Below are 11,135 nucleotides of genomic sequence, written 5' to 3' on the forward strand. Positions count from 1 at the left end.
GCCGGATGTCCAGGGTGCGATTAATCACTTTGTTGACTAGTCGCATCGTTGTACGATCGGCCGATGTCACTGCGTGACGCGGTGTTGGCCGCCCTGCTCGAGGGCGAATCGTCGGGGTACGACCTGGCCAAGGGTTTCGACGCGTCGGTCGCGAACTTCTGGCCGGCCACCCCGCAGCAGCTGTATCGCGAACTGGATCGACTCGCCGACCAGGGCCTCATCCGAGCGCGGGTCGTGCGCCAAGAACGCCGGCCCAACAAGCGGATGTTCTCCCTGACCGGGGCCGGGCGCGACGCGATCCGGCACTTCACCGCGAAGGCGCCGAAACCCTCGGTGATCCGCGACGAGCTGCTGGTCAAGGTTCAGGCCGCCGACGCCGGCGACATGGCAGCTGTGCGCGAGTCCATCCTCGAACGACTGCAATGGGCGAGCGCCAAAGTGCAACGCTACGAACGGTTGCGGGCGCGAATGATGGACGGCCGCGACGAAGACGAGTACCTGGCCCAGGCCGACCGAATCGGCCCCTACCTGACGCTGATCCGCGGAATCTCGTTCGAGCAGGAGAACATTCGCTGGGCCGAGCACGCCCTGGCCATCATCGAACGCCGCGCGTCGGCCGACACGGCAAAGGCCGCGCATTCGCGGCGGGCCCGGGCCGCCACGCGCCGGTGAGTCCTGGCCTCGGGAAGAGGTTCAGCGTTCGCGGACCGCGGTGAAGAACTTGGTGCGCATCAGCCGATCGAAGACCACCGGCAGCTCGTGGAACGGCCGTCCATACTCGGTGGCCGCCTTTTCGACCAGGTCCACGCTGGCGGCACGCCAATGCCGCTGGGCCAGAAACTCCTTGGAGTCCGTGCGGGCATCGTCATACCACAGGTCGGCGACCGGTGGCTGACCGGTGCCTTGGCTGATGGTGGGGACGTTGTTGGCGAATTCCTGGACTTCGCCCGGCGCCGGACCGAGCTCGGCGGCTATGTGGCTCCCGGGCGCCGACAACTCGTGCAGCTTTTCGAACAGCGCATCCTGGGCCGCCCCAGGCAAATACGGCAGCAGGCCCTCGAGCGCCCACGCCGTCGGTCGGCCGGGGTCGAAGCCGGCCGCGATCAGCTCGCCCGCCCAGTCGTCCCGCAAGTCGGTGGCCACCGTGACGCGCCCCGTCGACGGCACGGCGCCCTGCCGGTCGAGGACCCGTTGCTTGAAGTCGAGCACCCGAGGCTGATCGACTTCGAACACCGTATGACCCGCGGGCCATTCCAGACGGTACGCCCGGGAGTCCAATCCGGCCGCCAGGATCACCGCCTGGCTCGTCCCCGACCGCCCGGCGTGAACGAAAAACTCGTCGAAGAACCGCGTCCGCACCCCCACCCACTGCGCGTTGAAGGCCGCGGCGCTACTCATGTCGGCGTTGTCAACGGCCGCAATCAGATTCGGCTCACCGGAGGCGGCGACGAAGCCGGCGGCGAAGTCGTCGTTCGCCAACGGCGGCTGCAGCCCGGCGTCGAGGGCCCGCGCCGCACACACCGCCAAGGCGGTGAAACCGACACTTGTCACGATATCCCAGGTATCGCCGGCGCTACGGGCCACAACGGGCTCCCCTCAATCATCGATCAGGACATAAAAGATTCGTTCGCACAACTAACGATACTGTACGCCGCGGCTCGGCCGGGCGCATCGCCGCTGACGATCCCGGCGTTAGCCTGAGGAATGACCGATTACCGCTCGCCCTCGACCGGCCGGGCAGTGCGTGCCGTTCTGTTCGATACGTTCGGAACGGTCGTCGACTGGCGCTCCGGGATCGCCGCCTCGGTGCGGCGTTTCGCGCACCGCCGGCACATCAGCCTCGACCCGGACGCGTTCGCGTTGGAATGGCGGAGCCGATACCTGCCCTCGATGTCCGAAATCCGTTCGGGCCGGCGGGAGTTCGTGTCGCTGGACGTTCTGCATCGAGAGAACCTCGTCGCATCGCTCGAGAGGTTCGGCATCAGCGCCGACGCGCTGCCCGGCGACGAAGTGGAGGCGCTGGCACGCTCGTGGCGCTGGCTGCCACCGTGGCCGGACAGCGTCGAGGGCATCGAGGCCATGAGGCGGCACGTGATTGTCGGGCCGCTGTCCAACGGCAACACCGGACTGCTGGTCGAGATGGCGAAGTACGCGGGCCTGCCGTGGGACGTGGTACTCGGTTCCGATGTCAGCAGGGCCTACAAGCCCGACGCCCGCGCGTACCACACGCCCGCGCGTCTGCTGGGTCTGGAACCCGGCGAGGTGATGCTGGTGGCGGCGCACACCGCAGACCTCGAGGCGGCCCGCAGCAGCGGCCTGGCGACCGGTTTCGTCGCGCGCCCGCAGGAGTACGGACCGGGCCAGGCGGCTGACCCGGCGCCCTCGGACGCCTGGGACGTCGCGGGCGCGTCGCTGGTCGAACTGGCGCGGTCGCTGTTCGGCGCCGCCGGCCCACCGTGAGGCAGGGCCGCGCCGTCGAAGGGGTTGCGCGATGGCTACTTCCAGGCAAAGACCGGTTGTTCCAGGCCGTCGACCGGGTCGTGGCGGCCTTCCAGCCCCAGCCACCGCAGCTGCAGGAGCACCGCCCCGGTGGGTGCGTGGATCAGGTCGCCCCCCAGCGGGATCTGCACGACCGGTCGCGGGCTTTCCGGGATGGCGATGAATCGCGGCGAATCGTCACGTTGCAGTTGGTGCAGGCCCACCCGGTACACCGCCACCACCTCGTCGGGCGACGGGCGCGGATCCAGGCGGCACCCTCCCCAAATCACCACCGGCGTAATGACATATCCCGACCGGGTCGGGTAATCGTCGAGCAGACCAAGCACGGTCGCCTCGGCCAATTCGATGCCGACCTCCTCACGCAGTTCCCGCAGCGCGGCCTCGACCGCGGTCTCGCCCGGGTCGAGGCGGCCACCGGGAAGCGCCCACTGCGCGGCGTGCGAGGTGAGTCGAGAAGCCCTGCGGCACAGCAGGAACGCCGCACCGCCCGACACGTCGACCATGCGCCCGTCGAGGCCGGTCGCCGGCAGCCCCCGATCGGCGTTCCAGTCGTCGACCGGTACCGGATCCACCCTGTCCTCCCCGACGTCGGAGTCGACGAGCACCACCGCCACGGCGGCGTGCCGCTTGGCCGGATCGGCCACGATTCGGCGCTCATGACCGGCCAGATTGTTCCGGATCCGCTCGCGTAGTACCTGGTCATAGGGGATGGTCACCTCTCGAGACTAGGCCGCCGCGCTTGGGCGGCGTGCTTGGTCCCCGCCCGCCACCAGTGGTTAACTGCGAGCATGCGACGACAACCCCTGCTGGCCCGGCGCTTCTTCGATCGCTACGAGCCGGTGCATGCGGTGACGTATTTCGCGCCGGAGGCCCGGGCGGCGTTGGACGCGTTGGGTTACCGGGGTTTCTGGATGGGCTATTTCGCGGCCCGCTCGGCGCCGCTGGGCACGGTGCCGCGGGAGGTGGTGACCTCGGTCTTCTACAACTTCGCACCCGAACGGGTCGCCAAGGCGCTGCCGGCGGCGTGGGAGATCGCGGGTCCGCAAGCCGCGTTGCAGGCACGCCAGGAGTCCGCGGTCGCGGCGCTGCGCCGCTACGGCCTGAGCCCGGACGAAAACGTCCGCGTGGCAGCCGAACTCGCCGGGAAGGCGGCGCGCCACGCGCCGCTCGATGCGCGCCCGTTGTTCGCCGCGAATCTGGCGCTGCCCTGGCCCGACGATCCCCTGGCCGCGCTGTGGCACGCTACGACGCTGTTACGCGAACAGCGCGGAGACGGGCACGTCGCGGTGCTGGCCGCGGCCGGCATCTCCGGGCGCGAATCCAACGTCTTACATGCCGCGGCGGGCAACGTCTCACGCGACTACATCGCCCGCACCCGCGATTACGACGACGAGGCATGGCGTCATCACGAACAACGCCTCGCCGAGCGCGGGTTGCTCGACGATGCCGGAACACTGACCGCCGCGGGGCGCGAACTGAAGGACCACATCGAATCGAGGACCGACGCGCTTTCCTTGTCGGCGCTCGACGCGCTCAGCGATGACGAGGTCGAGAGGCTGTTCCGGGCGCTATCCCCCATCACCCGCGCCGTGGTCGCCGCCGGCGATATCCCCGCCGCGACCCCGATGACGTTGCGTCGCGACGAATTGCACGACGACGGCGCGCATTTGGTGGGCCGATGAGCGCCCAGCGAGTGCCCGGCGGGGTCGTGCACAAGTTGCCCGCCGACCTGCGCGAGACGTTGATCGCCAACGCCGCCGCGCTGTCCGCCTGGAACGACATCACGCCGTTGGCCCGCAACGAGTTCATCTGCTGGGTCGAGGATGCCAAGCAGGACGCCACCCGGGCGCGCCGCATCCGCCGCACCAAGGAGGAACTGGAAGAAGGCAAACGCCGGCCGTGCTGCTGGCCGGGCTGCAAACACCGCGAACGCACCGGGAAATAGGCGCCCGCTAGCGTCCTAGCGGTTTGTAGAAGACCAAGCCGTTGCCCTTGTTGTCATAGACCACGGCGCGTCGCTCGTGGGCATCGTCGTAGGGGCCCTTGACGATGCCACCGCGGCTGGCCTCGACAGCCTTCGCCGCGGCGTCGACGTCCGCGGTCTTGATGCCGACGACGACCTGCCCGGGGATGGGGTGGTCCACCGAGGTCGCCAGCGCCAGCGTGACCGGTCCCGCATCGAGGGCCGCGAAGTGCGCCCCGTCGCGAAACTTCAGCGGCATGCCCAGGGTCTCGCTGTAGAACCGGATCGACTCGTCCAAGTCGTCGGTCGACAGGATGATCATCTTTGCCTCGTGCTCGCTCATGGTGCCTCCCTATGGCCGGATCGCTACCAGCCTAGGCGGGTAGGCATCCCGGGGAGGGTCAAGGACCAGCTCACGCGGCGTCGGACGAAACCGGTTGGCCCTCAACGTAATCCATGGGCGGCGCCTCGCCATGCCCCGCGCCGCGGTAGGCCACCGCGGTCGCCAGCGCCGAACCACCTTCGATGGTGCCCACCACAACCACCCGGTCGTTGACGGTGAATTGCGGTGCCGCGACGGCCGGTTGGCTGCCGCGATGGGAGATGACGGTGGTGTCCGGGGTGAGGCGATACGTCCGGGTGTACCCGTCGGCGCTGCGCATGGTCACCGAGTCCACCGTCACGGCGATCACGGTGCCCTCCTGCTTTACCGGCTGCGAGACGGTCGGCGGCCCCACATCGGCGATCACGGTGCGCTTGTCGACATGAACCCCGTTGAGCACCAACGCCGTCAGGCAGGCCCCGCACAACAGTGCAGCGCACACGATCTCACATGCCTTCGCCACACCGGACAGCCCGCGCCGCTGACCACCATCGGTACGCGTCGGGGTTGGCTCCGAAGACTCCGGCATGCGGTGTTTGGCTGCCACGATCCGTCCTTCCTGCGGCTTGCGCCGAAGGAACATCGACACCGACCGAATCAGGTTGTTGCCGTGGAATTACCCGCCGTGCTATGCCGGTAAACCGGGCCGTGCCCGACGGGTGAGGAGAGAGGCGGGAGTCAGCCCTTGGTCAGGGTGAACTGCGCGACGTCGGTGTAGCCCTCGCGGAACAGGTCCGCGCAGCCCGTGAGGTACTTCATGTACCGGTCGTAGACCTCTTCGGATTGAATCGCGATGGCCTCGTCGCGGCGCGCCTCGAGTGCGGTCGCCCAGGTGTCGAGGGTGCGGGCGTAGTGCAGGCGCAGCGGCTGGACCAGCTTCACCCCGAAGCCGGCACGCTGGGCGTGCTCCACGACGCCCTTGGCCTGCGGAAGGTCCCCGCCCGGGAAGATCTCGTCCATGATGAATTTCATGAAGCGCAGCTTGGTCATGGTGATGGGCAGCCCGCGCTCGGCGAACTCCTCGTCGCTGGGTTTGATGATGGTGTGCAGCATCATCACGCCGTCCGCCGGGAGCGCCTCGTAGGCCGTCTTGAAGAAATCGTTGTAGCGGTCACGCCCGAAGTGCTCGAAGGCGCCGATCGAGACGATGCGGTCGACTTTTTCATCGAACTGCTCCCAGCCCTGCAGCAGCACCCGCTTGGACCGCGCGGACGGATGGGCGTCAAGGCGGCGCTGCACGTGCGCCTGCTGATTGCGGCTCAACGTGAGCCCGACGACGTTGACGTCATACCGCTCGAGGGCGCGGACGATGGTGGTGCCCCAGCCACACCCGACGTCGAGCAACGTCATGCCCGGCTGCAATCCCAGCTTGCCCAGCGAGAGGTCGACCTTGGCGATCTGCGCCTCTTCCAGCGTCATGTCCTCGCGCTCGAAGTACGCGCAGCTGTAGGTCCGCGTCGGATCCAGGAAAAGCGCGAAGAACTCGTCGGACAGGTCGTAGTGCGCTTGTACGTCCTCGAAATGCGGTTCCAAGCTGACGGCATCGCCGGGATTTTCGGACAAGGCACAACCTCTGACTTATTCATATCGGGTTCAATGGCGCGATCGAATCGATCGCCGCGCGGACGCCCCAGTGTATCGGGCCGGCCCACCGCGCCCTCGCGGCGAGTTCCCGGGCAGCGTAGTACCGCCGAAATGGCTCTCAGCCTGCCAGATCGCTGACGTCGGCGCAAATTTGGTAATCCCCTGCGGCTCAGAGCAACTCGGGCGCGCACACCCTGGCAGCGGGCGATGGGGTCGTTACATCGACCCCGTAAACGGGTACGCCGGGGCCGGCGTTCTTTAATGGTGTCGAACGCGCAACCCAGCCGGCTGGCCGGCGTCACGGAGGCGGAGGCTCGCCAATGGCCGACATCACCATGTTGATCCTCGAAGACCACGAGTGGTTCCGCGAACAGTTCGCCCGGCTGGATTACCTGCAGGCACAGCGGAGCACCGACCGCGCCGGGCTCGAACGGGTGTGGCGACCGCTCGCCGAGAAGCTCGACGTGCACGCCTACATCGAGGAAAAGATCTTCTACCCGCAACTGCTCAAACGGGGCGGTGACGACGCCGAAGGCGAGACGCTCGACGCCATCGGCGACCACAACGACATTCGCGACGGCGTGCGCGATGCCGATTCGGCCGAACTCGGCAGCGAGCAATGGTGGGCGGCCGTCGGGCGCACCCGGGAGGCCAACGACGATCACATGGGCGAAGAGGAGCGCGAAGGGCTGTCGGACTTCCGCCGCAACGCCCCGATCGGCCTTCGCGAAGCGCTGGGGCGCCAGTACAGCGAGTTCATGGCCGAGCATCCCACCACCGCGGGGTTGCCGATCACGGACCGTGACCCGCGCCGCTATGTCGAGCAGGTGGAGGCCCCGCCGTCCAAGCCCTCGGACTTCTCGTTGCGCATCGGCAGCCTGAAGGGCCAGTGACCTGCGCGCGTGACCGGGCGAGCGTGACGGGGATAACCTCCGTCGGATCCCGCGGCGCCGCGACGCCGCCGGCATCAATGCCGGCGACCCGGTTCTAGCTGGCGTTTGTCGCACGCGAGCAAACCCGCGCACGGGCACGTGGGTTCGCCGCGGTCGCCGTCGGTCGTCCCACGTCAGGCCCGTGAAGCCCACCCCGCCGGTTGTCCCTGAGAAAGTTGTGGGTAAGTCTTGATTCGATGGTTATTCGACGCCGCCGGAGGAAATGGGCACGTAAAGAAATCAGGGTTGCCGACCCCGCGATGCGCCGAACCATCATGGGCACCGCGATCGGGAACTTCATGGAGTGGTACGACTTCGGGGTCTACGGGTACATCGCGACCACGATCGCCCAGGTGTTCTATCCCGGCAAGAACGTCAGCGGAGTCCACCTCATCGCGACCTTCGGAACGCTTGCGGCGGCGTTCGTCGTGCGTCCGCTCGGCGGGTTCATCTTCGGCCCGCTGGGCGACCGGATCGGGCGCCACCGGGTCCTGGTGGTCACCATCCTGATGATGACGGTGAGCACGACCGTGACCGGCCTGCTGCCCACCTACAGCACCATCGGCATCTGGGCGCCGATCCTGCTCGTCCTCGCGCGAATATTCCAGGGCCTGTCGACCGGCGGCGAATACGTCGGCGCCATGACCTATCTCGTCGAGCAGGCGCCCGACCACAAACGCGGCATGATGGTCGGGTTCTTGCCGATGGGCAATCTGGTGGGGTTCGTCCTGGCCGGCCTGCTTGTGACCGGGCTGCAGACCTGGCTGCCCGAGGACGCCATGCTGACCTACGGCTGGCGGATTCCGCTGCTGTTGGGCTTGCCTTTCGGCCTGGTCGCGCTGTTCCTGCGGCTGCGGCTCGAGGAGTCGTCGGCCTACCAGAGCGCCCACGACGACGCGCACTCGGGCGGCCAAGGCGGGCAACAGATTCGCCGCACCATCGTCGAGCAGTGGCGGCCGATGCTGATCTGCGCGGCGCTGGTGCTGACCTCCCAGGTCGCCGACTTCATGCTCACCGGATATCTGCCGACGTACCTGCGGCTCTTCGTTCGCGTCGGCCACACCGCCGGCCTGGTCATGATCGTGACCACGTTGGCGATCCTGATGGCCACCGTGGTGCTCGTCGCCGCCTTGTCCGATCGCATCGGCGTCAAACCCATCATGTGGACGGGTTGCGGCCTGTTGATCGTCGCCTCCATCCCGGCGTTCCTGCTCATCCGCTTCGGCGGCATTTATCCGGTGATCTTCATCGGCGTGCTGCTGATCGGCTTGATGGAACTGTGCTTCGACAGCACCGGACCGGCCATGCTGCCGGCGCTGTTTCCCACCAACGTGCGCTACGGGGCGCTGGCCATCTCCTACAACATCTCGATTTCCCTGGTCGGCGGCATCACGCCGCTGATCGCCCAGGCTCTGGTATCGGGCACCGGCAACGTGATGGTGCCGGCCTACATGCTGATCTTCGGAGGCGTGGTGGGCGCGGTCACCCTGCTGTTCACCCCCGAGGTCGCCGGCAAGCCGTTGCCGGGCTCGGGGCCCGCGGTCGAAACCGAGCGGGAGGCTCGCGCGCTCGCCGACGACGTCCGCTAGCGACCGTCCCGGCGCGGTCGGCCCGTTTGGGGCGGTGCCCGCCGTGGTTACTAGGAGGTAGGCCGTCCATCCGGTGGGCGGCGCGACCGCAACAGTTGGGGGCGACACCCATGGAACCGATATCACCGACGGATGCGCTGTTCCTCATCGGCGAGTCACGCGAGCATCCGATGCACGTGGGTGCGTTACAGCTGTTCGAGCCCCCCGAGGATGCCGGGCCCCATTTCGTGCGCGAGTGCTATCAGGCGATGCTCGAGTGCACGGACGTGCAACCGGCCTTCAGCAAGCATCCGGCGTTCTTCGGCGGCGTCACCAACGTCGCCTGGTCCATCGACAAGGACGTCGAACTCGACTACCACCTGCGCCGTTCCGCGCTGCCCGAACCGGGACGGGTCCGCGACCTCTTGGAGCTGGTTTCCCGGCTGCACGGCAGCCTGCTCGACCGGCACCGCCCGATGTGGGAGGCACACCTGGTCGAGGGCCTGCAGGACGGGCGCTACGCCGTGTACACGAAGTACCACCACTCCCTCATGGACGGCGTGTCGGCGCTCCGCTTGATACAGCGGGCCTTCACCTCCGATCCGGACGACGACGAGGTGCGTGTCCCGTGGAGCATGGCCCCGCGCAAGCGCGGCGGACGCAAGCGCTCCTCCCTGTTCGAGCGGGTGGGCCGCACCGCGGGGTCGGCGCTGGCGTTGGCGCCGTCCACGCTGAAGCTCGCGCGGGCCGCGCTGCTCGAACAGCAACTCACCCTTCCGTTCCAGGCGCCGCGGTCGATGTTCAATGTCCGGATCGGCGGCGCGCGGCGGGTGGCCGCCCAGTCCTGGCCGTTGGAGCGCATCAACGCGGTCAAGGCGGCCGCGGGTGTCACGGTCAACGACGTGATACTGGCCATGTCCGCCGGGGCCCTGCGCGCCTATCTGTTGGATCAGAACGCGCTGCCGGACGCCCCGCTGACCGCGATGGTGCCGGTCAATCTGCGCCAGGACGACGACGACCGCGGCGGCAACATGGTCGGCACCTTCCTGTGCAACCTCGGCACGGACCTCGACGACGCGGCGAAACGGCTCGAGATCATCAGCGCATCCATCCGCGACACCAAGGAGGTGTTCTGGCAGCTGCCGCCGGTTCAGCAGTTGGCCCTGTCGGCCTTCAACATCGGGGGGTTGTTCTTCGGGCTGATCCCCGGCTACCTGTCCGCGGGCTCACCGCCGTTCAACATCGTGATCTCGAACGTGTCGACCGGTCGCTCGGAGCAGCTGTACTGGCGCGGGGCCCGTTTGGACGGAAACTATCCGCTGTCCATCCCCCTCGACGGCCAGGCGGTCAACATCACCGTGACCAACAACGCCGACAACCTCGACTTCGGCCTGGTCGGCTGCCGGCGCAGCATCCCGCACCTGCAGCGGATGCTGGGTCATCTCGAGGAGTCGTTGAAGGACTTGGAGATCGCCACTGGCGCCTGAAAGCTGTGCGCCACAGCGCTTTTCGAGCCGGCGGTCAGGGCAGCTTGATCACCGACACGTACATCTCGACGATCGGCCGGAAGAGGTCGACGTCATCGAGTTGGCTGCCCAACACGATCGAGTCGCTGGTGGCGACGAGGACCTGGGCGAAGGTCGACGCGGGGATCAGCAACGTCCCACCGAGCCGGTCGATGCCCGCCACGATGAACTTTGCCAGCGCGTCGACGGCCTCTGATCTCTTGGCGGCCACGCGTTCCCGCGCCTCGGGGTTGCGCAGCAGGTACAGCATGAACTCGTGACCCAGCGCGGCGTGCTCCGCCCCGCGGTCGCGGCTGAGCTGGCTCCAGCGCTTGGCGATCTCGTCGAGCTCCCGCGCACCGACCTGCGTCGCCGGAGCCATCACTTCGGTGAAGTTGACGAAGTACCGGCGCCAGTAGCGATCGCTGACCGCCAGAAACAGATCTTCCTTCGTCGAAAAGTGTTTGTAGATAGCGCCTTTCGTGTAGCCGGCGGCGTGGGCGATGTCGTCGAGCGTCGCCGCGACGAACCCCTTTTCGCCGAAGACCTCCTCGGCGGCATCGACCAGGAGCGAGCGCGTGTGCTCGAGGCGGCGCTCCCGCGTCCAACGCTCAACCATGCGCCAGATTCTGCCAGAGCTTGCGAGAACCTATTCCGTTTCTCAGATACTCATGAGTATATTGCTCGGAGCACGGAGTGCCA

13 protein-coding genes are annotated in these 11,135 nt (G+C 67.6%); 7 read left to right on the forward strand and 6 right to left on the reverse strand.

What is annotated here, in order from left to right; genetic code table 11:
• Positions 1-63: 63 nt before the first annotated feature.
• Positions 64-672 (forward strand): PadR family transcriptional regulator, encoded by a 609-nt coding sequence (locus JF781_RS06120; RefSeq protein ID WP_225327797.1) that lies wholly within the window; start codon positions 64-66, stop codon positions 670-672.
• Positions 673-693: 21 nt separating this feature from the next.
• Here the strand turns inward: JF781_RS06120 and JF781_RS06125 are convergent, their stop codons facing one another.
• Positions 694-1,584: an SAM-dependent methyltransferase gene (locus JF781_RS06125; RefSeq protein WP_225327796.1), complete on the reverse strand. Its 891-nt coding sequence runs from the start codon at positions 1,582-1,584 to the stop codon at positions 694-696.
• A 120-nt stretch (positions 1,585-1,704) separates the two neighbouring features.
• Here JF781_RS06125 and JF781_RS06130 point away from each other — a divergent pair, with 120 nt between their 5' ends.
• Complete coding sequence (locus JF781_RS06130; protein WP_225327795.1) at positions 1,705-2,460, forward strand: haloacid dehalogenase type II; 756 nt, start codon at positions 1,705-1,707, stop codon at positions 2,458-2,460.
• A 35-nt stretch (positions 2,461-2,495) separates the two neighbouring features.
• On the opposite strand, the gene JF781_RS06135 is transcribed toward JF781_RS06130, so the two are convergent.
• Positions 2,496-3,215 (reverse strand): CoA pyrophosphatase, encoded by a 720-nt coding sequence (locus JF781_RS06135; RefSeq protein ID WP_225327794.1) that lies wholly within the window; start codon positions 3,213-3,215, stop codon positions 2,496-2,498.
• Positions 3,216-3,287: 72 nt separating this feature from the next.
• Between JF781_RS06135 and JF781_RS06140 the strand changes: the two genes are divergently transcribed.
• Both JF781_RS06140 and JF781_RS06145 read left to right on the forward strand, forming a co-directional pair.
• The gene (locus JF781_RS06140; RefSeq protein ID WP_225327793.1) at positions 3,288-4,181 is read left to right on the forward strand and encodes a hypothetical protein; all 894 of its coding nucleotides are present in this window, start codon (positions 3,288-3,290) and stop codon (positions 4,179-4,181) included.
• The gene (locus JF781_RS06145) at positions 4,178-4,444 is read left to right on the forward strand and encodes a YdeI/OmpD-associated family protein (RefSeq protein ID WP_225327792.1); all 267 of its coding nucleotides are present in this window, start codon (positions 4,178-4,180) and stop codon (positions 4,442-4,444) included. Before JF781_RS06140 ends, JF781_RS06145 begins: the two co-directional genes overlap by 4 nt.
• A 7-nt stretch (positions 4,445-4,451) precedes the next feature.
• Here the strand turns inward: JF781_RS06145 and JF781_RS06150 are convergent, their stop codons facing one another.
• The 3 genes from JF781_RS06150 to JF781_RS06160 all read right to left on the reverse strand — a co-directional run bounded on the left by JF781_RS06150 (position 4,452) and on the right by JF781_RS06160 (position 6,407).
• Complete coding sequence (locus JF781_RS06150; RefSeq protein ID WP_225327791.1) at positions 4,452-4,805, reverse strand: VOC family protein; 354 nt, start codon at positions 4,803-4,805, stop codon at positions 4,452-4,454.
• 70 nt (positions 4,806-4,875) lie between these two features.
• A complete protein-coding gene (locus tag JF781_RS06155; protein ID WP_225327790.1) occupies positions 4,876-5,391 on the reverse strand; it encodes a hypothetical protein in 516 nt (171 codons plus the stop codon).
• 131 nt (positions 5,392-5,522) lie between these two features.
• Positions 5,523-6,407, reverse strand: a complete 885-nt coding sequence (locus JF781_RS06160) for a cyclopropane mycolic acid synthase family methyltransferase (RefSeq protein ID WP_225327789.1) — start codon at positions 6,405-6,407, stop codon at positions 5,523-5,525.
• A 341-nt stretch (positions 6,408-6,748) separates the two neighbouring features.
• Here JF781_RS06160 and JF781_RS06165 point away from each other — a divergent pair, with 341 nt between their 5' ends.
• From JF781_RS06165 to JF781_RS06175, 3 genes are all read left to right on the forward strand, one after another.
• Positions 6,749-7,321: a hemerythrin domain-containing protein gene (locus JF781_RS06165; RefSeq protein WP_225327788.1), complete on the forward strand. Its 573-nt coding sequence runs from the start codon at positions 6,749-6,751 to the stop codon at positions 7,319-7,321.
• A 299-nt stretch (positions 7,322-7,620) separates the two neighbouring features.
• Complete coding sequence (locus JF781_RS06170) at positions 7,621-8,949, forward strand: MFS transporter (protein WP_225327787.1); 1,329 nt, start codon at positions 7,621-7,623, stop codon at positions 8,947-8,949.
• Positions 8,950-9,059: 110 nt separating this feature from the next.
• On the forward strand, positions 9,060-10,415 hold the full coding sequence (locus JF781_RS06175) for a wax ester/triacylglycerol synthase family O-acyltransferase (RefSeq protein WP_225327786.1): 1,356 nt from the start codon (positions 9,060-9,062) through the stop codon (positions 10,413-10,415).
• A 34-nt stretch (positions 10,416-10,449) separates the two neighbouring features.
• On the opposite strand, the gene JF781_RS06180 is transcribed toward JF781_RS06175, so the two are convergent.
• A complete protein-coding gene (locus JF781_RS06180; protein WP_225327785.1) occupies positions 10,450-11,052 on the reverse strand; it encodes a TetR/AcrR family transcriptional regulator in 603 nt (200 codons plus the stop codon).
• Positions 11,053-11,135: the final 83 nt, after the last annotated feature.

The sequence above is a fragment of the Mycobacterium sp. WUMAC-067 genome (assembly GCF_020217485.1).
Taxonomy (GTDB): domain Bacteria; phylum Actinomycetota; class Actinomycetes; order Mycobacteriales; family Mycobacteriaceae; genus Mycobacterium.